Genomic DNA, 25,590 nt, shown 5'->3' on the forward strand with positions numbered 1-25,590 from the left:
CGCGGGCAAGCCCGCTCCTGCAGGAGCGGGCTTGCCCGAGACATCGACACACTTGCCCTCAAGACGCGAGGATAAAGTCCGCCGCCGTCACGCTGGTCGCATCCCCCACCCCGACCAGGCGTATGGAGTCAGGCCCTCCGAAACTGACCAGCGTATCGGCGCCCACATCGGCAATGCTGACACTGACGGCAAAGCTCGCCGCGGTAATGCTCAGCGCCGTGATATCCAGCCGGTCCTGGCCGCCTGCCGGGGCGGCGTCGAAGCCGAACACCTGGTCGGTGCCGAAGCCCGCCGCGAACTGGAAGATATCGTTGCCGTCGCTGGCCACCAGCGAGTCATTGCCGGCGCCACCGCTGACGATGTCGTCACCGGCCCCGCCATCGACGAAGTCGTTGCCGTTGCCGCCCTGCACGACATCGTTGCCGCCACCGCCCAGCACCGTGTCATTGCCGTCGCCACCGACCAGCACATCGATGCCGACGCCACCGTCGAGGTTGTCGTTGCCCGCCCCGGCCTGCAGCGTGTCGTTGCCGACACCGCCATTGAGCGAATCATCGCCCTCCCCGCCGTCAAGACTGTCATCGCCGCCGCCCCCGTTCAGGCTGTCGGCGCCGAGGCCACCGATCAGCTGGTCGTTGCCGGCATCGCCGTTGAGCGTGTCGTTGCCGGCGTTGCCGACCAGGGTATCGTTGCCGCCGTCGCCACTGAGGGTGTCGTTGCCGGCACCGCCGGTGATGACGTTGTTCAGCCCGTTGCCGGTGCCGACGAAGTTGCCGACGCCGGTGTAGGTCAGGTTCTCGACGTTGGCAGCCAGGCTGTAGCTGGCCAGCGCGGTCAACACGGTGTCGATGCCGCCGCCACCCGCCTCGACCACCACATCCGACGTGGAGTCGACGATATAGGTGTCGTTGCCGGCACCGCCCACCATCCGGTCACCACCGGCACCGCCATCGAGCTGGTCGTTGCCGGCCGCGCCGGTGAGGGTGTTGGCCAGCGCGTTGCCGGTGCCGGTGAAATTGCCGCTGCCGGTGTAGGTGAGGTTCTCGACGTTGGCGCCGAGCTGGTAGCTGAGCAGGCTGGTCTGCACCAGGTCGGTACCGCCACCGACCGCCTCGACGACACTGTCGCCGGCATTGTCGACCACGAAGGTGTCGTTGCCGAGGCCGCCGTCCATGGCATCCGCGCCAACGCCACCGTTGAGGGTGTCGTTGCCGTCCTCGCCGAACAGGAAGTCACCGTCGTCACCGCCGTTGAGGATGTCGTTGCCCGCCCCACCAAACAGCTGGTCCACCGCGCCCAGCCCATTGAGCGTGTCGTTGCCACCCAGGCCCCGTAGCACATCGTTGCCCGCGCCGCCGGTGAGTATGTTCGCCGCGCTGGTGCCCACCAGGGTGACGCCGGTCAGCAGGCGCACCGCCGTGGTCGCGGCAGAGGTGACGGTTTCCTGGGCGCCGAAGCCGTCGGTGTAGCGCACGATCACCCGCAGTTGCTGGTTGCCCTGGGCGAAGCCCGGGGTGTAGCTCGCCGTGGTGGCGCCGGCGATATCGACGAAGTTGCCGCCCACGCCCTGCTGCCACTGGAAGCTGAAGGCGCCCAGCCCGTCGAGATCGGCGATGCCGGCGGTCGAGGCGGTCAGCAGCTGCCCCTGGTCCGGCGTGGTGTCGCTGATCAGCACCGTGCCAGTCGGCGCATCGTTGACGTTGGCCACCGGTCCGAGGATGTCGGAGGCGGCGCGCTCGGCCACGCCGAAGGTGTCCACGTAGCCCACCTGCACCCGGACATGCTGGCCGACCTGGGGCTGGCCAAGGGTGAAGGTACTGGCGGTGGCACCGGCGATATCGACCCAGCCCGCGCCGTTGTTCATCTGCCATTGGAAGGTGAACGGCGCGCTGCCGATGCCGTCGGCGTCGACGATGGTCGCCGGGTTGGCGCTCAGCACCTGGTTCTGCACCAGCAGCCCGGCCACGGCGGGCCCGCTGCTGGGCGCGCTGTTGGCCGAGGAGTCGACGATCTCCAGGGTGCCCTTGGCATCCTGGTACACCGCCCGCACGCGAATGTTCAGGCCGGCGACATCATCCGCCACCCGGTAGGTGCTGCCAATCGCCCGCGAGACCTCGCCGGCGGCGACGAAGGTGATGTCCTCGTAGACGCCCGTGCCGGGGATGTTCTCCACCTGCCAGTAATAGGCCACCGGCCCGCTCAGCGCGCCGCTGGGGTTGCTCGCGCCCTGGTTGTCGGCATCGTGCACCGCCAGGTCGCTGACCCGCAGCAACTGCCCGGCCACGGGCGTGTCGTCGCGCAGGCCGGTGGCATCGTCGACGATCGCCAGGTGGCCGCTGGGGCCGTTGTTCACCGCGCTGCCCACGCCGGAAGCCTGGGCACCGTCGGCGAACTGCAGGCGCTCGATGCCGGTCAGGCGATCGACGCCGTCGCGGCCGACCACCGTGTCGGTGACGATCACCGTGTTGCCTTCGACGACGATGCGGTAGTCCGTGGCGATGCCGGAGAACAGCGCGGTGTCGTACTGGTCGGTACCGCTGAGGATTTCCCGCACGATCACCAGCTGGCCGGGGTTGTAGGTGCCCTTGAGCATCAGCGGCACCATCGGCTCCATGCTGTCGAACGAGGCGATCTCCGGCCCGCTGCCGTCATTGTTGGCACGCACGCTGATGCGCACGTTCAGCCACTTGTCACCGTCGAGGATATCGTCGCCGCCACGCCCTTCGATCAGGTCGCTGCCACTGCCGCCGAGGATGATGTTGCCGCCGTCGTAGAAGGTCGCACCGACGGGCAGCAGCCCGGCCAGGCCGTTGATCAGGCTGATGTTGGTGAGCACGCTGCCGGTGGCCCCGGCGGTCGGCAGCGAGGTGGCGTCCTCGTTGTCGCCGCGCAGGAAGTCACCGTGCGCCGAACCCGACAGCCCTTCCATGATGTCGAAGCGCACCAGCGCCGAAGCCCCCGAGCCCGGTACCGGCGGCACATCGAAGAAGCGGTCGCTGTAGTCGACGGTCACGCCCTGGGCCAGGCCCTTGAAGGTCGCCCAGTCATAGCCGGAACCGCCGATGTAGCGATCGCCGAAGCCGAGGCTGCCGACCATGATGTCGTCGCCGCCTTCACCGTTGAACTTGTCGTTCTCGTTGCCGCCGACGAACACATCGTTGCCGATCACCGGGTCGTTGCCGAGGGGGTCGAAGTTGTCGCCGGGGGCGCCGTCCGAGGTGCCCTTCTCGATCCAGTCGTCGCCTTCGTTGCCCATGTCCTGCTCGTTGGCCTTGCTGCCGAGGATGAAGTCGTTGCCCTGGCCGCCGATGGCCTCGGAAGCATCCTCGCCGGTGACGATGAAGTCGTTGCCGAAGCCGCCGATGATCAGGTTGACGCCATTGCCGCCATGCAGCACATCGTTGCCGTCGCCGCCCTGGATGTTATCGTCGCCGCCCATGTCGCTGATGATGTCGTCGCCGGCACCGCCGCGCAGCTGGTCGTTGCCGTAGCCGCCTTCGATGCGGTCGTTGCCGCCGTCGCCCCAGACCGTGTCGTCGCCTTCGCTGGAAACCAGGATGTCGTCGCCCTGGGTGCCGCCCAGCACGATGTGCTGGTCACCGGCATAACGGATGTAGTTGCTGTCGGGCCCTTCGGTCAGCGGGCTGTCGCGAAACACCACCTGCTGGCCGTTGTCGCCGAGCGGGTCGGCGTTGCCCAGGCCGTCGTTGTACTGCTTGCTGCGATCCAGCTCCAGGTAGAACCCGGGGTCGGAGAACACCAGGCCCGGCAGGTGCGTGGCCAAGGTGTTGGCCATGATCAGCTTGGCGAACGAGTTGCTTTCCAGCTCGGCGTTCATCGACAGGCCGGCGGTGCGCTCCAGGTAATAGAAGCGGTCGCCGTCCTGCAGTTTCTCCAGCTGGTTCTCGAACACGAAGTTGAAGGTGCTGCCGAGCATGCCGCCGAACGGGGTCTTGGCCTCGGCCAGGCCGCCAATCCACAGGTCGATGGCATCGACGCCGGTCACCGTCACGCCCTTGAGGTCATCGACGCTGCCCAGCACCCCGTCCTTGCCCGCCAGCGTCACGTTGGCCCAGCTGCCGCTGCCGTTGAGGAAGTCCAGGCGGTCGGACGGCGCGTCCGCGCCACCGAACACCAGGGCCAGGGCCGCGGCACGCTTGCCGTCGAGGGTGGTGGCCGAGGTGATGGAGCCGTGGGTGCCGTAGGCGGCGATGAAGTTGATCAGCGATTCCGGGTGCTTGAGGTGCTGCACCAGGTCGACCCAGCTGGTGTAGGGCTTGAGCTGGGTATCGCCGGTCTGCCCGAAGATGTCGCGGCGCACGGCGTTCAGCGAGGGGATGCCGACATCGCGGCCACGGGCGATGTTGATCGCCGGCAGGTCCAGCGGCAGGCCGAGCAGGTTGTTGCGCAGCGCCTCGGTGACGAACTCGTCGATCTCGTTGCCGGCCTGGCGGGTCACCCCGCGCACGATGGCGCTGGTCGCCTCCTCGGGGGTCACGCCGCTGGCGGCGTAGGCCAGCGGGTTGAGGAACGCCGCGATCAGGCCCATCTGCTGCTCGGGGTTGGCGCTGGCCGGGTCGCCGATCACCTTGAAGTCGATGTCGAAGCGGTCGACGGTTTCGGTCAGCATCGAGTGGCCGAAGCGGTACACGGTGTGCGCGAACTCGGCGACGATCGAGGCATCGAGGTCGACGTCGTAGACCTGAGTCGGGGCGAAGAACAGGTCGACGCGCGGCTGGATGGTCCGGGCGAATTCCTCGAACACCAGGTGCTGGTACTGCATCTCGGTGCCGAACTTGGCTGCCTGGAACAACCGCTCGCCGTTCCACACCAGGGCGTCGATCTCGGCCTGGCTGGCGGGCAAGGCGCTGACCGGGGTCAGCAGCCACTCGTTGAGGAAGGCCAGGTCGCCCGAGTCGAGCACGGTGTCCTGGGTCTGCGCCACCAGCCGGTTGTGCTCGGAATGGAAAATCGCATGCACCGCGGTCAGGCCGATGTTCTCGTTGACCCGGCCATCGCCGGCGATGTAGTGGGCGTCCAGCAGTTCATTGTCGTAGGCCAGGTTGGCGCCGGTGTGCGGGTTGACCGGCACGGCGTTGCCGGTGGCGCTGTCGGCATCCGGCGCCAGCACGCCGCCGATGGACACCGGCACGGCATTGTGGGCGATGTCGGCGAGGAACTGGTGGCCGGTGCGCACGGCGTGGGTCAGGTCGATCGGCGCCAGCGGGTTGCCTTCGACCAGCACATCGTCGGCGGTGCCACCCAGGCCGTCGGCGCCCTTCATCACCACCATCGGATAGCCATGCGGCCCCTTGATGAAGTTGCCATAGGCATCGGTGGCCAGCAGCGGCACGTTGTCGACGTCGGCGTCGGTCAGGTGGATGCCGAGGATGTCGTTGGCCTGGGCCTTGACCACCTTCCAGGTGGCCATGCCACCGATCTCGCTGTCGTCAGCGGTGCCGAACTTGCCGTCGGCGCCCAGGTCACGGTTGGTGATCAGCCGGCCGGTGGCGATGGGGCCACTGGCGGTGAGCTGGTAGCCACGCAGGAAGACCTGGTGCGAGGGGTGCGAGCTGTAGGTCTGGTTCTGGTCGACGAACGGCGTGGTGGTGTTGGTGTGCTCGTGGATATCGTCGGCGTTGCCGAGGATGCCGTCCGGCCCCGGCAGGTTGGTGGCCCGGGTCAGCACCATGAAGTTGGCGGCACCGCCCGGCACGTACAGCGGGTCGTCCGGCTGCAGGGGTATGAAGATGGTCCCCGAACCGCCCTTGGTGACCAGGTCCAGGCCGTGGTCGAAGAACTGGCCGAAGAAGGTCATCCAGGCGTTGAACGGCGCCGACAGCCCGGCATCCGCCGAGGTGTTCTCGAACAGGAAGACATCATGGTCGTCGCCGGTGCCGAACTGGCCGTCCATGCCTGGGCTGGCGACCACCCGCACACCGTCCTTGAGCTGGTCGTCGTTGCCCGGCGTGCCGAAGTCCAGCACGCCGTTGGCGCCGGGGTCGTAGGCGCTGGCGTAGGCCGCCGGGTTGTTCGAGGTCTGGTCGACGATCAGGTTGCTGATGGTGCGCGGCTGCGAGTCGAACACGTAGCCGCTGGTCTGCTGGTACGACGAGCCGGGAATGGCCGGTGAGCCGGGGCCGAAGAACCCGGCAGGCGCGCCCTCGGCGGCATTGAACACCGGGTCGGTCAGGCGCGGGAAGACATTGTCGGCGGCGCCATACTCGGTGTGGTCATGGCCATTGAGGTTCATCAGGTTGTTGTTCGAGCCGTCGACCGCGCGCAGGCCCAAGGGTGCGCGGATGTTGGGGATCAGCGAGAGGATGTCCTGCCCGGCGGCATCCGCTTCGGCGATCTTGATCTGGGCAAGGATGAAGTTGAGGTCGGAACGGACCATGTGCAGGCCCTCGCCCCCCGCGCTGGCATCGACCACCGGCGTGGGCGCGGTCGGCACCACCGGCGCGCCGGCCTCGACCACGCTGGTGGGCGCGGAGAACAGCACCTCGGTGGTGCCGTGGGCGTCCTGGTAGATCGCCTTGACCCGCAGCGAAAGGCCGACCAGGTCCGGCGACACCTTGAACGCGGTGCCATCGGCGCTCTGGAACGCCAGGTCGCCGGCCGGCAGCAGGATGATGTCCTGGAACACGCCGCTGCCGGGGTCGGCCTCGAACTGCCAGTAGTAGGACACCGAGGCATTGGCCAGGGTGCCCAGCGGGTTGCCCGCCGTGACGTTGTCGCCGTCGCGCACCCCGGCCATGCTCACGCTGAGGATATCGCCCACGGTGATCGCGCCACCGTTGCCGTCACTGAGGCTCGGGCTGCCAGTCGGCTGCGCGTTCAGGCCCGGCACCAGCACGCGCTGGGCATCGGCGAACTGCAGGCGCTCGATGTGCAGCAGGGTATCGGTGCCGTCACGCCCGGCCACGGTATCGGCCACGGTCCATACATCGTCCGCCAGATCGGCGGTGCCGCGGGTGTCCTGGGTCACCACATACTCGGCCTGCACCCCGGAGAACACCGCGGTGTCGAAGGCCGCGCCGCCAGTCGAGGTGCCGGGCAGGATTTCCCGGATGGCCTTGAGCTGGCCGGGGTTGTAGGTGCGGTCGAGCATGAACGGGATCATCTCGACCATGCTGTCGAAACTGGCGATTTCTGGCCCCGTGTGGTCGACGTCATCGGCGGCGTAGACCGCGATACGCACGTTGAGCCACTTGTCGCCGTCGATCAGATCGTCGCCGCCGCGACCCTCGATCAGGTCGCTGCCATTGCCGCCCAGCAGGATGTTGCCGGTGGCAAAGCCCGTGGTCGGCAGCCCGGCGTCGGCGAGGAACTGCGCCAAGCCGCGGATCAGCGCGACATTGCTCAGGGCGCTGCCGGTGGTGCCGCCATGGTTGAGGATGGTGACCGCATCGACGTCGTCGCCCTTGAGCACGTCGGCAAAGCGCGAACCGGACAGCCCCTCGACCTCGGCGAAGCGATCGAGGATCGACGCCGGCGAGGCGCCGACCGGGTTGAACACCCCGGCGTTCTGGTTCGGCGCGTTGCCATGGGGCTGCGCCAGCGCGGCCAGGCTCAGGTCGGCGGTGACGCCGACCTGGTCGTTCTTGTAGGTGATCCAGTCGAAGCCGGACATGCCGTCCATCTTGTCCTGGGCATCGCTGCCGACAAAGATGTCGTCGCCGCCCTCGCCGATCATTTCGTCGAAGCCGCCGCCGCCGACGAAGATGTCGTTGCCCACCACTTCATCGGTGAGCAGCGGCGCGAAGTTGTCGCCCGGCGCGCCGTCCTGGGTGCCCTTCTCGATCCAGTCGTCACCTTCGTTGCCGGTGGGCGGCAGGTTGGTCTTGGCGCCGAGGATGAAGTCGTCGCCCTGGCCGCCGAAGGTGGTGCTGATGTCCTCGGTGGTGATGATGAAGTCCTGGCCGTCGCCGCCGAGGATCAGGTTGCCGGCGGCGAGCATGCTGCCGGCGACGATCACGTCGTTGCCGGCGTTGCCTTCCAGGCGGTTGTCGCCGAACGCGTCAGTGATGATGTCGTCGCCTGCGCCACCGAGCACGGCATCGTTGCCGGCGCCGCCCTCGAGGTAGTCGTTGCCGCCATCGCCATAGAGCGTGTCGTCGCCTTCGCCGGAAAGGATGATGTCATCGCCCGAGGTACCGCCGAGCACCATATGGTCCTCGCCGGTGTAGTGCAGGTAGTTGCCGTCCGGCCCCACGGTGTCGGGGTTGTCGCGAATGACCAGCGGCACGATCTCCACGCCGTTGATCTCGATCCCTCCGGTGGGGTCGGCGCGGCCGTCGCCGCCAAGGCCGGTGAACTGGTTGGCCTGGTTGACCTCGAGGGTGAAGGTCGGGGTGAGGAACACGGTGTTGGACAGGTGGGTGACATCCGAGTTGGCCATGATCAGCTTGGCGAACGAGTTGTTCTCCAGCTCCGCGCCGAAGTTAAGGCCCGCGGTACGCGACAGGTAATAGAAGCGGTCGCCGTTCTGCAGGGCCTCCAGCTGGGTCTCGAAGACGAAGTTGAAGGACGAGCCGAGCATGCCGCCGAAGGGCATCTTCTGCTCGGCCAGGCCGCCGACCCAGAAGTCGATGGCGTCGACCCCGGTCACCGTCACCCCGCTCAGGTCGTCCGCGGTGCCCAGCACGCCGTCCTTGCCGGCCTTGGTCACGTTGGCCCAGGCGCCGGTGCCGTTGAGGAAGTCCAGGCGGTCGGACGGCGCGCCGCTGCCGCCGAGCACCAGGGCCAGGGCGGCGGCGCGCTTGTCGACCAGGGTGGTCGCCGAGGTGATCGAAGCGTGAGTGCCGTAGGCGGCGATGAAGTTGACCAGCGACGCGGGGTGCTTGAGGTGGTCGGCAAAGTCGACCCAGCTGATGTAGGGCTTGAGCTGGCTGTCGCCGGTCATGGTGTAGAACTCGCGCCGCGCCTCGTTGAGCGAGGGGATGCCGGTGTCGCGGCCACGGGCCAGGTTCAGCGCCGGCAGGTCCAGGGGCAGGCCGAGCAGGTTGTTGCGCAGCGCCTCGGTGACGAACTCGTCGATCTCGTTGCCAAGCTGGCGGGTCACGCCACGGATGATCGCCCCGGCCGCTTCATCGGCGGTGGCGCCGCTGCCGGCGAAGGCCAGCGGGTTGAGGAAGGCGGCGATCAGGCCCAGTTGCTGGTCCGGGTTGTCCGGATCGCTGAGGATCGGGTTGAACGCCGGGTCGAAGCGGTCGACGGTCTCGGTCAGCATCGAGTGGCCGAAGCGGTACACCACATGGGCGAATTCGGCGAGGATCGCCGGGTTGATCGAGGTGTCGTAGCCACTGGGGGCGAGGAACTCGTCGATCTGTGGCTGGATCGTGCGGGCGAACTCCTCGAACACCAGGTGCTGGTACTGCATCTCGGTACCGAACCTGGCCGCCTGGAACAGGCGTTCGCCATTCCACACCAGCGCCGCCACCTCGGCGGGCGTGGCGGGCAAGGCGGCCACATCGTCGATCAGCCACTCGTTGAGGAACGCCAGGTCGCCCGAGGCGAGGATGGTGTCCTTGGTCTGCTGGACCAGGCGATTGTGCTCGGAGTGGAACACGTGATGCACGGCGGTCAGGCCGATGTTCTCGTTGACCCGGCCGTCACCTGCGATGTAGTGGGCGTCGAGCAGTTCGTTGTCGTAGGTCAGGTTGTTGCCGCCCGGGCCCATGGGCTGGGCATTGCCCACGGCACTGTCGGCATCGGCCTGCAGCACCCCGCCGACCAACACCGGCTCGGCGTTGTGGGCGATGTCGTCGAGAAAACCATGGCCGCTGCTCACGGCATTGGCCAGGCTGATGGGCGCGGCGCGGTTGCCTTCGACCAGCTGGGTGACGTCGTCGGCGGTGCCGGCAATGCCGTCGGCGCCATTGCCCACGCGGATCACCACCTGCGGCATGCCGTTGGGTCCACGCAGGAAGTTGCCATAGGCGTCGGTGGCCAGCAGTGGCACCCGGTGCACGTCGGCGTCGGTCAGGTTGATGCCGAGGATGTCGCGGGCCTGGGCCTTGACCACGGCCCACGTGGCCATGCCGCCGTTCTCGCCGTTGCCATCGTCGCTGGTGCCGAACTTGCCATCGGCGCCCAGGTCACGGTTGGTGATCAAGCGCCCGGTGGCCACCGGGTGACCGGCCGCATCGAGGGCGTACTCGCGCAGGAATACCTGGTGCGAGGGGTGCGAGCTGTAGGTCTGGCTCTGGTCGACGAAGGGCGAGGTGGTGTTGGGCTGGCCATCGTCGGCGGTTCCGACCACGCCATCGGCGCCGGCCGTGCGCACGGCACGCGGCAGCACCATGAAGTTGGTCGGGCTGTTGGCCACGTACAGCGGGTCGTCCGGTTGCAGCGGGATGAACACCATCTGGCTGCTGCTCTTGGTGACCAGGTCCAGGCCGTGGTCGAAGAACTGACCAAAGAAGGTCATCCAGGCGTTGAAGCCGGCGGTCAGGCCGGCATCCGGCGACTGGTTGGGAATGAAGAACACCTCTTTGTCATCGGCGGTGCCAAACACCCCGTCGATGCCGGGGCTGAGCACCGGGGCGGCGCCGCCGTTGGCATCGACCGCGGCCGGGTTGTTGGCGGTCTGGTCGACGATCAGGTTGCTGATGGTGCGCGGCTGGCTGTCGCTCACCGTGCCGGTGCCGGAATACGCCGCGCGGTACTGGGCATCCATCAAGCGCAGGAAGGCGTTGTCCGAGGCGCCGAACTCGCTTTGCCCGGTCACCAGGTTGTTGTAGCTGCCATCGACGGTACGCAGGCCGAACGGCACCTGGCTGTTGGGCAGCAGGTCGATGAGGCTGGCGCCCTGGGCGTGGGCCTCGGCGATGAAAATCTGCTGGAGGATGAATTGCAGGTCGGACTTGCTGAAATTGGCCATGATGGTTGACCTCTGTCTGTCGGGAGCGAGGCGCAGGCGCCCGTCGCGCCCGGTCGGTGGCGTGCACGGTCATGCGGTTGGTTTTTTTATGGCGAATACGGGTGCGCGACAGCGTTACCCGTCGTGCGGGCTACGTGCCTCGGATTCGCGAAGGTTCAGGGCTCGCCGTCGCTCAGGCGCGGCGCTCCCGGGCCCGGGGCGGGCCATGGTTTCTCGAATGGCAGGGGAACGTCCTGTAGAGCCCATTCACTCGGTACAAGAACAGGAGACGAGTCATGTTCTGCTCCCACAGGAATGTCGACAAGGATTCGCGAGGGGTCGGGGCGACAGCAGGCCTGCGGCGAAAGTTCCCACGAACTGATTAAGACTAAAGTTGCGCGGCAAAATCTTGTCAATATTTCGTCAGCAAAAAATATCTCGCATCGATAATGCTTCTCAAGCCACTGTTTTTAATAGGAACTTGAAGGAACATATAGAGCAAAAAGATATTACAAGATATTTCTACGCAACCTACTCTGCTGTTTGTGGGCTCCCTGCAGCGTATTCGGAATAACCCGCCACAAGAGCGACAGACCTTCTGCAGGCCAGCAACCACAAGGCTTTTAGCCCGACCACCGCAACGGCGGCCGGCATTTTGCGCAGAGGGAGGCTCCCCCGATGACCAGGCAGACAGGTACCCGCTCCGAGCTGGCCGAGGCACTGTTTCAACTGCGACGCAGTTTCTATGCCCTGGCGGTGTTCAGCGGGGTGATAAACGTCATGATGTTGACGCCCGCCGTGTACATGCTGCAGGTGTACGACCGCGCGCTGGTCAGCCGCAACCTCACGACCCTGGGCATGCTGACGGTGCTGGTGGTAGGGCTGTTCCTGCTGATGACCACCCTGGAGCTGCTGCGCAGCCGGGTGCTGGTGCGGGTCGGCAACCGCCTGGACATGGCACTCAACCGACGCCTGTTCAGCGCCGCCTTCGAGCGCAACCTCAGTCGTGCCGGCGGCAGCCCCGGCCAAGCGCTGCAGGACCTGGCGCAGGTGCGTCAGTTCCTCACCGGCAACGGCCTGTTCGCCTTTTTCGACGCGCCCTGGACACCGATCTACCTGCTCGTCGCCTACCTGATCCACCCGCTGCTCGGCCTGGTCACCCTGGTCGGCTCGCTGATCCTCGCGGCCCTGGCCTGGCTCACCGAAAAGGCCACCAAGCAGCCCCTGGGCGAGGCCAACCACGCCGCCCTCGCCTGCGCCCATTACGCCAACAACAACCTGCGCAACGCCGAGGTGATCGAGGCCATGGGCATGCTGCCGTCGATCAGCCAGCGCTGGTTCCAGAGCCACCTGCGCATCCTGCAGATGCAGACCCTGGCCTCCGACCGCGCCGCCGTCATCGGCAGCATCGGGCGCTTCGTGCGCATCACCCTGCAGTCGCTGATCCTCGGCACCGGGGCCCTGCTGGCGATCGAGGGCAAGATCACCCCGGGCATGATGATCGCCTGCTCGATTCTGACCGGCCGAGCCTTGGGTCCGGTGGAACAGGTGATCGCCGCGTGGAAGCCGCTGCTCGGCTGCCGCCTGGCCTGGGGGCGGCTCAACGGTTTGCTGCAGGACTACCCGCAGCGCCCGCCGAGCATGTCGCTGCAACGGCCGCTGGGCATGCTGGCGGTAGAGAACGTCTATGCCGGCGCGCCCGGCACCAGCAGCACCATCCTGCGCGGCGTCAGCCTGAGCCTGACGCCGGGTGAAAGCCTCGGGGTGATCGGCCCGTCCGCCTCTGGCAAGTCGACCCTGGCGCGGTTGCTGGTCGGGGTGTGGCCAGCCCAGGCCGGCAAGGTGCGCCTGGACGGCGCCGACATCTTCACCTGGAACAAGCGCGAACTGGGCCCCTGGCTCGGCTACCTGCCCCAGGATGTCGAGCTGTTCGAAGGCAGCATCGCCGACAACATCGCCCGCTTCGCCGAAGTGGACAGCGAGGCAGTGATTCGCGCCGCCCGGAGCGCCGGCGTGCACGACATGATCCTGCGCTTTGCCCAGGGCTACGACACCCGCCTGGACAGCGACGGCGGCCCGTTGTCCGGTGGCCAGAAGCAGCGCATCGCCCTGGCCCGCGCGCTGTACGGCGAACCCAACCTGATCGTGCTGGACGAACCGAACGCCAACCTCGACGACCTCGGCGAGAAGGCCCTGGTCGACGCCCTCGCCGAGCTCAAGGGCCGCGGCGCCACGGTGGTGCTGATCTCGCACCGCCCCAACGTGCTCTGCGCCGTCGACAAGGTGCTGATGCTGCGCGACGGCGCCGTGCAGATGCTCGGCAGCCGTGAAGAAGTGTTCGCCGCCCTGCGCACGGCCAGCGTGATCCCCGCTGGCGCCGCGACCCCGCTGGCCGCCGTCAAGGTACGGGAGTGACCGATCATGATCCATTCCACGCAAACCGAACTGCTGCCCAGCGACGCCAATCCGATCGACCTCGACGTCGGCAAACCCGTGCGCTGGGGCCTGTGGCTGGCGCTCGCCGGCTTCGGCGGCTTCCTCCTGTGGTCATGGCTGGCGCCCCTGGACGCTGGCGTGGTCGCCACCGGCACGGTCAAGGTCACCAGCAACCGCAAGGCCGTGCAGCACCTGACCGGCGGCACCGTCGAGGCGATCCTGGTGCACGAGGGCGAGCGGGTGAACAAAGGCCAGGCGCTGGTACGCCTCGACGCCCTGCATGCGGTGGCCGAGCAAGGCGCGGTCAGCGCCCAGTACATTGTCAGCAAGACCGTGGAGAACCGTCTGGAGGCCGAGCGCGACGGCCACGACACGGTGACCTTCGCCCCTGCCCTGCTGCGCCAGTTCGAAGACGATCCGCGCCTGTTGGCGGCCATGGACCTGCAACAGCACCTGCTGGCGACCCGCCGCGCGGGCCTGGCCGGCGAGATCGGCATCCTCGAGGAGAACCTCGCCGCCTCGGCGGTGCAGCTCAAGGGCCTGCAGCAGGTGTATGGCGCCCGCGCCTCGCAGATCGGCTTCCTCGGCCAGGAGCTGCAAGGCACGCGCATGCTCGCGGCCGAAGGCTACGTGCCGCGCAACCGCCTGCTGGAGCTTGAGCGCAGCAACGCCGACCTCTCCGCCGGCCAGGCCGAGAACCTCAACAACATCGCCCGGGTTCGCAGCCAGATCAACGAGCTCAGGCTGCGCGTCCTGCAGCGCCGCCACGACTACCTCAAGGAAGTGCAGTCGCAGCTGACCGACACCGCCAAGGAAAGCACCACCCTGGCCGATCGCCTGCGCGCCCTGGACTACGAAGTGACCCATACGATCATCCGCGCGCCCATCGACGGCATGGTCCAGGCCTTGAGCATCGCCACCGTCGGCGGGGTGGTCCAACCCGGCAGCCGGATCATGGAGGTCGTCCCGCTCGACGAGCCGCTGCAGGTCGACGCGATGATCCCAGTGCAGGCCATCGACCGCATGACCCCGGGCCTGGCCGTGGACATCGCCTTCCCGGCCTTCAACCACGCCAGCACACCGAACATTCCCGGGCGCGTGCTGACCGTCTCCGCCGACCGTCTACTCGACGAGGAGAGCAAGCAGCCGTTCTACCTGGCCCAGGTGGAGGTCACAGCCGAGGGCATGGCTTTGCTCGGCAGCAACCATATTCGCCCCGGCATGCCCGCCACCGTCACCATCAAGACCGGCGAGCGCAACCTGCTGAGCTACCTGCTCAAACCCCTGCTCGAACGCGTCGACGCCGCGTTCAAGGAGCAATGAGATGAACCGCCACTGCCTTGGCCTGTGCCTGCTGGCGCTGGCGTCGCCAGCAGGCGCCATGGACCTCAAGCAAGCCTGGGATCTGCTGCAGTACCAGGGGCCGATCTACCGCGCCGCGGTGCATGAACAGCAGGCCGGTCTGGAAAACCGCGCCATCGGCCAGGCCGGCCTGCTGCCGCAGGTCAACGCCTCGGCCTACGCCAACCGCATCGACGGCAGCCAGCGCCAGCACGGCATCGACAACGACCTCGACTATGACGCCACCGGCGCCAACCTGCGCCTGCGCCAGCCGCTGTTCAACAAGCAGAAGATGGCCGAATACCGCCAGGGCCAGCAACGCGCCGACTACAGCGTGGCGGTGTTCGACGCCAAGAGCCAGGACGCCGCCGTGCGCCTGGCCGACAGCTACTTCGACGTGCTCCTGGCCAGCGAGACCATCAACCTGGCCCGGGCCAAGCTCGGCGCCTTCGAGGAGCAGCTCGGCTCGGCCAGGCGACGCATGCAGCTGGGGGCCGGCACCATCACCGATATCGACGAGTCCCTGGCCCGCCGTGACCTCGCCGAGGCCGAACTGATCGAGGCCCAGGACAACCTGGCCAACGCCAGCCGCAAGCTGGCCGAGTACATCGGCGAGACACCCGTGTCGCTGACCACCCTGCAGGCGGACTTCGCCACCCCGCCGCTGCTGCCGGACAACTTGCGCGACTGGCTGGCCAGGGCCCAGGCCGACAGCCCGGTGATCCAGGCGCGCCGGCACAGCTACGCGCTGGCCGAAGAAGAGGTCAAACGCGCCAAGGCCGGCCACTGGCCGACCCTGGACTTCGTCGCCGGCTACACCGCCGGCAAGAGCCAGTCGATCTCCGAGCTGAACCAGCGCAACCACTACAGCTCGATCGGCCTGGAGCTGAACATTCCGCTTTACAGTGGCGGCGGCGTCAGTGCGCTGAGCCGCCAGGCCAGCGCCAACAGCGCCAAGGCCCTGGACGAACTGGATGCCACGCGACAGGAAGTCATCACCGGCACCACCCGCGAGTTTCGTGGCGTGCAAAGCGGCGCCCTGCGCGTGCACGCGCTGGAAAAGGCGGTGGCCTCCAACGAACGCTCGCTGCTGTCGGCACGCAAGGGCTTCAGTGCCGGCGGCACCAGCACCAACGCCGATGTGCTCGACGCCGAGGAGCTGCTGTTCGTGGCACGGCATGACCTGTTCGAGGCCAAGCTGCGCTACCTGATGTCGCGCCTGCGCCTGGCCTCGGCGGTGGGCAGCCTGGGGGATGATGACATCGACCAGATCAACCGGTACCTGGGGCCGGAGTTGTTGGTGAACAACTAGCCCCACGACATCCGCCCGCGGATTGGCGATACTACGCAGCCCTCATCCATGAAAAGGACTTCGCTGATGAAGCGACTGCTTGCCCTCACCCTCCTCACCCTGGCCATCGCCGGCTGCGACAAGGCCGAACAGACCTCCGCGGTGTCCGGCCAATGCGCCAAGGACACCGACTGCAAGGGTGAGCGCATCTGTGAAAGCGGCCAGTGCGTCAACCCGCAGCCCCAGGCCGCGCTGCTGGCCAAGCCCGCCGTCACCGCGCCGCTGGCGCCAAGCATCGCCTATGCACCGCTGCCGATCAGCGACGAAGGCGCCGGTCCGTTCAGCGTCCAGAGCATGGAACTGGGCACCGCGTTGAACTACCAGTCCCGGGCAGGCGTGATGAATGTCATGGAGTCCATCGTCGCCGACGCCGAAGCCACCGGCTACGTCGCCATCGAGAAGGCCTACGCCTTCGGCCCCAACCGTTATGTGCTGGTGGTGTCCACGGGCGAAGGCGGCAATGCCTGCCCGGCGTCCACCTATGTCTTCAGTTTCGACACCAGCGGCGAGTACGTGGATGGAAAGGCCGAAGTGGATGGCTGTTCGGAAATGGTCGAAAGCATGGCCGAGGGCAACAAGCTGACCATCAAGAAGGATGGCGCCGCGACCGTGGTGTACAACGGCCAGGTGAAATGAGTGGGCTCAGGCCGGCACCACGTTGACCCAGAACCCCAGCACCCGCTGGACCCGGACCGGCAGGATCTCGGTCAGCAGCATCAGGCTGGCATCCGGCTGGTCGAGGGACAATGACCTGCTGACCTGCAATCGCGCGACCCGCGGGTCGCACCTGAGCACGCCGGGACGATAGTTGTCGAGTTCCTCGAGCACCTCGGCCAGGGGCATGCGCTCGACCACCAGGTGTCCGTGGGTCCAGGCTCCGGCACCGGCTGGCAATGCGACCCTCGGAGTGCGTTCCGTGTCGCCGAACAGTTGCTGCCAACCGGCGCCCAGTGTCACCGGAGCTGCCGGACCAGATGCGATCGATGCCACGCCATCGAGCATCTGCACCAGGGTCGCGGATGCTTTAGCAGTTGAGCAAGACAGTTGCTCCTACATCTGTTTCGGGCCAGTCAATCCTGTGCCATTACCTGGTACGCCTTGTGGGTACGCCGCGGTTTCAGCGTGTGCACCACTGCCGCCTCGCCTGTCTCAAGACGTGCACCAAGACTGGCAACCATGGCCTGACAGGTTCGGCACGTTGCAACAAATGTAGGAGCGGCCTTGCGTCGCGATGCGCCGCGCGGGCGGCGCTCGATCTCATAGGCGCTGCAAGGGCTGTGGCGAACACCTCCCGAAGCAACCCCCCCTCCAGAACTTTTTCCATTTTCCCGGTCTATTGGGTGAGTGCTTTCCTCGGTTGCTCCAACAGCCACCGAACGCACGCTCTCCTGCCATTCAGAGGTTGTCTTCACTCATGAAATTCCCTGCCCCATGCATGCTGCTCGTTGGCCTGTTCGCACTCGCGGCCGCAGGCTCGGCATCCGCCGCACCGATGAAGACCTCGACACCTCACACCTTCGAACTGGCGGACCGCCAGGCCAGCGAAAACCCTTGGCCAAGCCTGGCCAGCACGCCCTCGGCGCCGCTGCTGGCCCATGACGACCGCTACCGGCACGACGAGCGCTGGCACGATCACCGCGACGACTGGCGTCGGGAGCAGTGGCGCCGCGAACAATGGCGCCGGGAACAGCACCGCCGCGAAATGGAACGGCAACGCTACTGGGAGCGCCATCACGAACGCGCCCTGCGACATCGCTATGACGACGACCACCGCTACTATCGCCGCTGAACAGTCCATGCGCTGCCTGCTTCCCTCTGGAACAAAACATAACTTGCTGATTTAGCTTGCACAGCGTGGGAGCGGGCTTGCCCCGCGATGGGGTTGCGCTTTACATATGGAAATTCGTATATTCGATTTTCCATATGTACAGGCCATCACCATGCTCACGCCCCCCGAGGTATTCAAATGCCTCGCCGACGAGACCCGCGCCCGTGCCACCTTGCTGATCGCCCAGTCGGGCGAGCTGTGCGTCTGCGAGTTGATGTGCGCCCTCGGTGACAGCCAGCCGAAGATCAGCCGCCACCTGGCTCAACTGCGCAACTGCGGCCTGTTGCAGGACCGCCGCCAGGGCCAGTGGGTGTACTACCGCCTCGCCCCGCAGCTCCCCGCCTGGGTGCATGACCTGCTGCAACTGACCCTGCGGGCCAACGAAACCTGGCTGCACGACAACACCACCCGCCTGCAGCTCATGGACGGCCGCCCGCAACGCGCCGCCTGCTGCTGAACCTGCCCCCGGAAAACACCCATGCTGATCGCGATCGCGGTATTCGTCTTCACCCTGGTGCTGGTGATCTGGCAACCCCGTGGCCTGGGCGTGGGCTGGAGCGCGGCACTCGGCGCGCTGATCGCCCTGGCCGTTGGCGCGGTCTCGCTGCAGGATATCCCGGCGGTCTGGGCCATCGTCTGGAACGCCACGGCCACCTTCATCGCCATCATTATCATCAGCCTGCTGCTCGACGAAGCCGGCTTCTTCGAATGGGCCGCCCTGCATGTGGCGCGCTGGGCCAATGGCAGCGGCTACCGGCTGTTCGCCTTCTGCGTGCTGCTGGGCGCGGCGGTGTCGGCACTGTTCGCCAACGACGGCGCCGCGTTGATCCTAACCCCCATCGTCATGTCGATGCTGCTGGCCCTGCGCTTCTCGGCGGCCACGACCCTGGCGTTCGTCATGGCCGCCGGCTTCATCGCCGACACCGCGAGCCTGCCGCTGGTGGTGTCGAACCTGGTCAATATCGTCTCGGCGGACTATTTCGGCCTGGGCTTCGGCGAGTACGCCGCGGTGATGGTCCCGGTGAACCTGGTCAGCGTCGCCGCCACCCTCGGCGTGCTTTGGCTGTTCTTCCGCCGCGACCTGCCCCGTCACTACGCCCTCGATGCGCTCAAGGCACCTGAGGCGGCGATCCATGACCGCGCCACCTTCGTGGTCGGCGGCTGGATGCTGGTGGTGCTGCTGGTCGGGCTGTTCGCCCTTGAGCCGCTGGGCGTGCCGGTCAGCGCGGTGGCGGCGGTGTGCGCGGCGATGCTGTTCGCCGTCGCCGCCCGCGGACATCGCATCTCCACCCGCCGCGTGCTGCACGAGGCGCCCTGGCAGGTGGTGATCTTCTCGCTGGGCATGTACCTGGTGGTGTACGGCCTGAAGAACGCCGGCCTCACCGACCTGCTCACGCAACTGCTCGACCGCCTGGCCGCGCACGGCCTGTGGAGCGCCACCCTCGGCACCGGCCTGCTCGCCGCCTTGCTGTCGTCGGTGATGAACAACATGCCCAGCGTGCTCATCGGCGCGCTGTCGATCCAGGCCAGCGATGCCCAGGGCCTGGTGCGCGAGGCGATGATCTACGCCAACGTCATCGGCTGCGACCTGGGCCCCAAGATCACCCCCATCGGCAGCCTCGCCACCCTGCTCTGGCTGCACGTGCTCGAGCGCAAGGGCATGCGCATCACCTGGGGCTACTACTTCAAGGTCGGCATCCTGCTGACCCTGCCGGTCCTGTTGATCACCCTCTCGGCCCTGGCCTTGCGCCTGAGCCTTTGATACCCGGAGCGCCCCATGCGAGTCCTGTTCATGTGCACGGCCAACAGTTGCCGCAGCATCCTCAGCGAAGCCCTGTTCAACCACCTGGCGCCGCCGGGCTTGCAGGCCGTGAGCGCCGGCAGCTTTCCAAGGGGCCAGGTGCTGCCGCGCAGCCTGAGCACCCTGCAGCAGGCCGGCATCGCCATCGAGGGGCTGAGCAGCAAAGGCAACGACGCCTTCGCGCACAACCCGCCGGACATCGTCATCACCGTGTGCGACAAGGCCGCCGGAGAAACCTGCCCGGTATACTTCGGCCCGGCCCTGAAATGCCACTGGGGGCTGGCGGACCCGTCCGAGGTGGTGGGCGACGAGCAGGCCATCGACGCCGCCTTCCGCGCCACCCTGGCGCATATCGAACGGCGCTGCCGGGCGTTCCTCGCCCTGCCCCTGGACCGCCTCGGGCGCGATCAGCTTGGGGTTGAACTGGAGAAGATCGGCAGGCTCTGAGGGCTGGTCCTTTCGAGGCGTTGCAACACGCTCGTCGAACCCCAGGGAAAATGGCAATCTAGGCCCCGCAGTGAACCATCAACAGGATGTTCAAGGGAGTCATGTCGTCATGGCAGCACTGGATCGCGTATTTCATGGTCTTCACCAGCAAGGGTTGTTACTTCTGGCCAACGTGGCGGACGCCGGCGGCGCGCGCCTGGTCGAGCGCCAGGGCAGCCAGGCGGTCGCCACCAGCAGCGCCGCCGTGGCCTGGTCGCACGGTTACCAGGACGGCGACAAGCTGCCCCTGTCACTGCTGGCCGGCACCGTCGAGTCGATGGCAAGGGTGCTCAGCGTGCCGCTGACGGTGGATATCGAAGGCGGCTATTCGCACGCCCCCGAACAGGTCGCCAAGGTCGTCGACACGGTCATCGCCGCCGGCGCGGTGGGGATCAACATCGAGGACGGCACGCAGCCTCCCGAACAGCTCCTGCGCAAGCTCGACGCCGCCAGAAACGCCGCGAGCCGGCGCGGGGTCGACCTGTTCATCAACGTGCGCAGCGATGTCTACCTGAAGAACCTGCTGCCCGCCGAGCAGCGCCTCGAGGAGCTCCTGCGGCGCGCCGCGCGCTATGCCGCTGGCGGCGCGAACGGGCTGTTTGCCGCCGGCGTGGTCGAGCCCGGCGAGATCGCCACGCTGTGCCGGGAGGTGACGTTGCCGGTCAACCTGCTCTGGCGCGCAGGCCTGCCCGCCCCCGCCGAACTGCAACGACTTGGCGTTCGCCGCCTGAGTGCCGGCTCGAGCATCGCCGAGTTTCTCTATGGCGCCATGAGCGGCCTGGCCCAGCGTTTCCTGGAAAGCGGCCAGCTCGACACCCACGGCTTGAAGGCCCACAGCTATGGTGAACTCAACGCACTGATGGCCAGCCAGGCCGATGGTTCCTGACTGGCGAGAACGTGTCCATGCCCGCAGTCGACAGCCCGGGGTCACCAGGCATCGCCCCCGACGACCTGGTGAGGATCCTCACCCCGTTCGTGGCGGATCGACGCTGCCGGGGCATGACGGTCACGGTCTTCGACCCCGACCTGGACCCCGATGGGCGCTGCGCGACGACAATCGTCGAGTTGCTGGGGCGGTTGCCGTTTCCCATCCAGCCGACCTGAGAACGTGCATAGCTTCAAGGTGTGACACGTCTAATCTGCAAGCGCTGCCGCGCGCTGTGCAGCATGTGCAGGGTGATCTTGCGCACCTCGGCCTTGCTGATCTCGATGTGCGAGCGCAACAACTGGCAGGCCAGCTCCGCGCGACGCTGCAGGATGGCCCTGAGGATATCGCCATGCTCCTCGTAGGTGATCGCGACCCGTGGCCGCTGGGTGAAATCCAGGCGGCGAATGATACGGATCTTCTCGGTGACCTCGCGATGCACCTGGGCCATCTCACGATTGCCCGTTGCCGCCACCAGCGCGCAGTGGAACGCCTCGTCCAGCTCACTGACCAGGCGCCCGTCCTGCTGGCGCTGGTCCTCCTCCACCAGCCAAACGCCCACCAGCGCCTGCAGCCGCTGGCTGAGCTCGACGTCCAGATCGCACAGGCACCTGACCGCCGCCTGTTCCAGCACGATGCGCAGGTCGTAGAGCGCCTCGAATCGCTCGAAGTCGAAGGGCACCACCTGCCAACCGCTGCGAAAATGCACCTCCAGATAGCCTTCACGCTCGAGCCTGTACAGCGCCTGGCGCACCGGGGTGCGGCTGACGGACATGCGCGTGGCCACCTCGCCTTCGCTGAAGCGATCGCCGGGCAGCAGGCGGAACTCGAAGATGTCCTCCTTGATCTGCTGGTAAAGGCGATCGGCGAGGTTGTCAGGCCGCCCCCTGGCGGCCTGGTTCGAGTCGATGGAAAATTGCATGGTGCCTCCTCAGGCCACGGGATCCAGCAGCATCAAGGTATCGCCGGGTGACACGGCGTTGCCGGGCTGGCAGCGCACGGCGCGAACCGTGCCGCTGACCGGCGCGGTGACCGCCAGTTCCATCTTCATCGCCTCCACCACCAGCAGCGGCGCGCCGGCCTGCACGGCCTGGCCGGGCTCGACCAACACCTTCCAGACACTGCCGCACATCTGCGCGCTGACCACGTGCGAGTCGTGACCGTCTTCAGCGTAGTCCTGGGCGAGCGCCTGGAGGCACTGTGGCTCGTCATCCTCCTGCCAACGCGCGACCTCGGCCTCGAACGCGCACTGCTGCCGGGCTTTGAAGGTGTCGATATCGACCGCGTTGTCCGCAAGGAAGCGCTGGTACTCGGCGAAGTCGAACTCGGCCTGCTCAATGCGGATTTCGGCACGGCCCTCACGGAACGCCTCACGGAAGACCTCCAGCTCGGCTTCGCTGACCGGATAGAAGCGGATCTGGTCGAAGAAGTGCAGCAGCCAAGGCTGGCCATCCTTGAACTGGGGGTTCTTGCCGAAGCGGTTCCAGATCGGCAGGGTCCGCCCCACCAGCTGGTAGCCGCCGGGCGAGTCCATGCCATAGATGCACATGTACATGCCGCCGATTCCCACGGTGCCTTCGGCGGTGAAGGTGCGCGCCGGGCTGTACTTGGAACTGAGCAGGCGGTGGCGCGGATCGAGCGGCACGGCACAGGGCGCATCGAGGTAGACGTCGCCCAGTCCGAGGATCAGGTAGCTGGCGTCGAACAGGATGTCGCGCACCTGCTCGCGGCTGGCCAGGCCATTGGCGCGCTGGATGAAGTCGACGTTGTTGGGCAGCCAGGGGGCTTCGTTGCGCACGGTTTCGCGGTAGCGCTGCACGGCATTCAGCGTGGCGCTGTCCTCGAAGGCCATCGGCAGGTGGACGATCCGCGTCGGCACCTTGACCTGGTCGACGTCCGGCAGGCGCGCCTCCAGCGCCAGCAGGTGCTCGACCAGCGCACGCTGGTGCAGGACCCGGCTGTCGTAGCGCAGTTGCAGCGAACGCACCCCCGGTGCCAGCTCTTCCAGCCCGAGCAACGGCTCGGCCTTGAGTGCCTCCATAAGCAGATGAACGCGCAGACGCAGGGCCAGGTCGAGCACATTGTCACCATACTCGAGGAGCACATAGGCGTCCCCGGCCTGGCGATAACTGACCTGAGGCCGTTTGCCGCTGGCAGGCAGTTGCGCCAGCACCGTGGCCGATGGGGTGTCACCCGGTAGCAAGCTCGGCGCGGCCAGGGTCACCGCCGAGATCGCCGCCAGCGAAGCGATGCAGCCCAGCTGCGCCTGCTCGAGGCTGCGCGCCTGCTGGAAGCTGATCGGCTGGAAGCGCACCGTGTCGCCGGGCTTCAACTGGCCGACCTTCCACAGTTCGGCCTTGGCGATGGTCACCGGGCAGACGAAGCCGCCCAGGCTGGGGCCGTCCTTGCCGAGGATCACCGGGAAGTCGCCAGTGAAGTTGATCGCGCCGATGGCGTACTCGCAGTCATGGACGTTGGACGGATGCAGCCCGGCCTCGCCGCCATCGGCGCGGGCCCAGGCGGGTTTCGGGCCCGACAGGCGCACGCCGAGACGGTTGGAGTTGTAGTGCACCTGCCACTGGCTGGCGAAGAACGCCTCGATCGCCTCCTCGGTGAAGAAATCCGGCGCACCGTGGGGGCCATAGAGCACGCCAATGTTCCAGGTCTGGCCATATTGCGGGACCAGGCTGTCGTCCAGGGCCTGCGGTGGGTTGACCGGCGCCGGCGTGGTGCAGGCGGGCAAATGCGGCTGGGAGATGGCGAGCATATCGGCGGGGCGCAGTGTGCGCCCGGCATGGCCGCCGAACTGGCCGAGGGCGAACGTCGAGCGGCTGCCAAGATAGACCGGCACATCCAGGCCGTTGCGCACCGCCAGGTAGCTGCGACAGCCCGACTGCGCCCGCCCGAGTTTCAGCACCTGCCCGGCCTTGACGCTGATGGGCGCCCAGTACGGCATGTGCTCGCCATCCAGTTGCGCCGGGCAATCGGCACCGGCCAGGGCAATCAGGCAGTCACTGTGGAAACGCAATGTCGGCCCTTGCAGGGTGAACTCGAGCCCTGCGGCACTTTCGTGGTTGCCGACGATGCGATTGGCCAGGCGGAAGGCGAAGTCATCCATCGGACCGGATGGCGGTACGCCGATGTCCCAGTAACCCAGGCGGCCGGGGTAATCCTGAACGCTCGAATAGGTCCCGGGCTCCAACACTTCGATCACCTGGGGGCGGTACTCGAAGGTGTCGAGCAGCCGCGTCCACACCTGCCCGCTGTGCAGTCGCGGGTCGGCGACCACCTGGCGCAGGTAGTCGAGGTTGGTGGCGATGCCATGCAGCCGCGTGGCTGCCAGGGCGTCCTGCATCTTCGCGATGGCCTGCCCGCGATCGGGGGCATGCACGATCAACTTGGCAATCATCGGATCGTAGAAGGGAGACACCTCGCTGCCAGTGCTGACCCAACCGTCGATCCGCACCCCTTCGGGGAAATGTACGTCGGTGAGCAAGCCTGGGCTTGGCTGGAAATTCTTCAGCGGATCCTCGGCGTAGATACGCACCTCGATGGCCGCGCCCTCGGGTGCGCGCATCAGCGCCGGCCAATCGACAGGGTCGCCCGCCGCGACCCGCAGCATGCATTCGATCAGGTCGAGCCCGGTGACCATTTCGGTGACCGGGTGCTCGACCTGCAGGCGTGTGTTGACTTCAAGGAAGTAGAAATCATCACGCGCCGCGTCATAGATGAATTCGACCGTACCGGCGCTGCGGTAGTTGACCGACTGGCCAAGCTCGATGGCCGCGCCATGCAGGCGTTCGCGCGTCGCTTGCGGCAGGTTGGGCGCCGGGGTTTCCTCGACGACTTTCTGGTTGCGCCGTTGCAGCGAGCAGTCACGCTCGCCAAGGGCCGCCACGCGGCCACGGCCATCACCGAAGATCTGCACTTCGACGTGCCGGGCGTGATCAACGAAACGCTCGAGGAACACGCCGGCATCACTGAAGAACTGCTCGCCCAGGCGCTTGACGCTGTCATAGGCGCTGCCCAGCGCGGCCGCATCCGCGCAGCGGGTGAGGCCGATACCGCCGCCACCGGCGGTGGTCTTGAGCATCACCGGGTAACCGATCCGCTCGGCGGCGGCGAGCGCCTCGTCGAGGCTGTGCAACAAGCCGGTACCCGGCGCCATCGGCACCCGTGCATCCGCCGCCAGCTCACGCGCCCGGTGCTTGAGGCCGAACTCGCGGATCTGCTGGCCGGTCGGGCCGATGAAGGCGATGCCGGCGGCTTCGCAGGCGTCGGCGAACTCGGCGCTTTCGGAGAGAAAGCCATAACCTGGGTAGATGGCCTGGGCGCCGCTCTGGCGGGCAGCCTCCAGGATCTTGTCGACACGCAGGTAGCTGTCGGCGGGTTTGTCGCCACCCAGGGCGATGGCGATGTCGGCATCGCGCACGTGCTGTGCGTTGCGATCCGGGTCGGCATACACGGCAACGCTTCTCACGCCGAGGCGCTTGAGGGTGCGGATGGCGCGCACGGCGATCTCGCCGCGGTTGGCAATCAGTACGGTATCGAACATGGC

At 67.0% G+C, this 25,590-nt stretch carries 14 protein-coding genes; 10 read left to right on the forward strand and 4 right to left on the reverse strand.

Features of this window, described 5'->3' with window-relative positions; all coding sequences use genetic code 11:
* Nucleotides 1-58: 58 nt before the first annotated feature.
* Nucleotides 59-10,885: a peroxidase family protein gene (locus K2O50_RS17045; RefSeq protein ID WP_050705186.1), complete on the reverse strand. Its 10,827-nt coding sequence runs from the start codon at nucleotides 10,883-10,885 to the stop codon at nucleotides 59-61.
* Nucleotides 10,886-11,542: 657 nt separating this feature from the next.
* On the opposite strand from K2O50_RS17045, the gene K2O50_RS17050 reads away from it, so the two are divergent.
* The 4 genes from K2O50_RS17050 to K2O50_RS17065 all read left to right on the forward strand — a co-directional run bounded on the left by K2O50_RS17050 (nucleotide 11,543) and on the right by K2O50_RS17065 (nucleotide 16,628).
* Nucleotides 11,543-13,279: a type I secretion system permease/ATPase gene (locus K2O50_RS17050; RefSeq protein ID WP_050705185.1), complete on the forward strand. Its 1,737-nt coding sequence runs from the start codon at nucleotides 11,543-11,545 to the stop codon at nucleotides 13,277-13,279.
* A 6-nt stretch (nucleotides 13,280-13,285) separates the two neighbouring features.
* Nucleotides 13,286-14,623: an HlyD family type I secretion periplasmic adaptor subunit gene (locus tag K2O50_RS17055; RefSeq protein ID WP_050705184.1), complete on the forward strand. Its 1,338-nt coding sequence runs from the start codon at nucleotides 13,286-13,288 to the stop codon at nucleotides 14,621-14,623.
* Nucleotide 14,624: 1 nt separating this feature from the next.
* Complete coding sequence (locus K2O50_RS17060; protein ID WP_050705183.1) at nucleotides 14,625-15,953, forward strand: TolC family outer membrane protein; 1,329 nt, start codon at nucleotides 14,625-14,627, stop codon at nucleotides 15,951-15,953.
* 66 nt (nucleotides 15,954-16,019) lie between these two features.
* A complete protein-coding gene (locus K2O50_RS17065) occupies nucleotides 16,020-16,628 on the forward strand; it encodes a hypothetical protein (protein ID WP_050705182.1) in 609 nt (202 codons plus the stop codon).
* 6 nt (nucleotides 16,629-16,634) lie between these two features.
* Here K2O50_RS17065 and K2O50_RS17070 read toward each other — a convergent pair whose 3' ends face one another.
* Nucleotides 16,635-16,982, reverse strand: coding sequence for a hypothetical protein (locus tag K2O50_RS17070; protein WP_156329615.1), 348 nt, complete (start codon nucleotides 16,980-16,982; stop codon nucleotides 16,635-16,637).
* Nucleotides 16,983-17,406: 424 nt separating this feature from the next.
* Here K2O50_RS17070 and K2O50_RS17075 point away from each other — a divergent pair, with 424 nt between their 5' ends.
* The 6 genes from K2O50_RS17075 to K2O50_RS17100 all read left to right on the forward strand — a co-directional run bounded on the left by K2O50_RS17075 (nucleotide 17,407) and on the right by K2O50_RS17100 (nucleotide 21,211).
* Complete coding sequence (locus tag K2O50_RS17075; protein ID WP_050705180.1) at nucleotides 17,407-17,781, forward strand: hypothetical protein; 375 nt, start codon at nucleotides 17,407-17,409, stop codon at nucleotides 17,779-17,781.
* 151 nt (nucleotides 17,782-17,932) lie between these two features.
* Nucleotides 17,933-18,277 (forward strand): metalloregulator ArsR/SmtB family transcription factor, encoded by a 345-nt coding sequence (locus K2O50_RS17080; RefSeq protein ID WP_050705179.1) that lies wholly within the window; start codon nucleotides 17,933-17,935, stop codon nucleotides 18,275-18,277.
* 21 nt (nucleotides 18,278-18,298) lie between these two features.
* On the forward strand, nucleotides 18,299-19,582 hold the full coding sequence (locus tag K2O50_RS17085; RefSeq protein ID WP_050705178.1) for an arsenic transporter: 1,284 nt from the start codon (nucleotides 18,299-18,301) through the stop codon (nucleotides 19,580-19,582).
* 15 nt (nucleotides 19,583-19,597) lie between these two features.
* Entirely contained in the window at nucleotides 19,598-20,068 is a 471-nt protein-coding gene (locus K2O50_RS17090) for an arsenate reductase ArsC (protein ID WP_050705177.1), read from the forward strand.
* A 109-nt stretch (nucleotides 20,069-20,177) separates the two neighbouring features.
* Nucleotides 20,178-20,993 (forward strand): isocitrate lyase/phosphoenolpyruvate mutase family protein, encoded by an 816-nt coding sequence (locus K2O50_RS17095; RefSeq protein ID WP_050705176.1) that lies wholly within the window; start codon nucleotides 20,178-20,180, stop codon nucleotides 20,991-20,993.
* 11 nt (nucleotides 20,994-21,004) lie between these two features.
* Nucleotides 21,005-21,211, forward strand: coding sequence for a hypothetical protein (locus K2O50_RS17100; protein ID WP_177330838.1), 207 nt, complete (start codon nucleotides 21,005-21,007; stop codon nucleotides 21,209-21,211).
* Between the two features lie 14 nt (nucleotides 21,212-21,225).
* Here K2O50_RS17100 and K2O50_RS17105 read toward each other — a convergent pair whose 3' ends face one another.
* Both K2O50_RS17105 and uca read right to left on the reverse strand, forming a co-directional pair.
* Nucleotides 21,226-21,954 carry a GntR family transcriptional regulator gene (locus K2O50_RS17105; RefSeq protein ID WP_050705174.1) on the reverse strand — a complete coding sequence of 243 codons (729 nt, stop codon included), beginning with the start codon at nucleotides 21,952-21,954 and terminating at the stop codon, nucleotides 21,226-21,228.
* 9 nt (nucleotides 21,955-21,963) lie between these two features.
* Nucleotides 21,964-25,587, reverse strand: a complete 3,624-nt coding sequence (gene uca, locus K2O50_RS17110) for an urea carboxylase (protein WP_050705173.1) — start codon at nucleotides 25,585-25,587, stop codon at nucleotides 21,964-21,966.
* Nucleotides 25,588-25,590: the final 3 nt, after the last annotated feature.

It is taken from the genome of Pseudomonas sp. 2hn, from assembly GCF_019646095.1.
Classification (GTDB): Bacteria; Pseudomonadota; Gammaproteobacteria; order Pseudomonadales; family Pseudomonadaceae; genus Aquipseudomonas; species Aquipseudomonas peradeniyensis.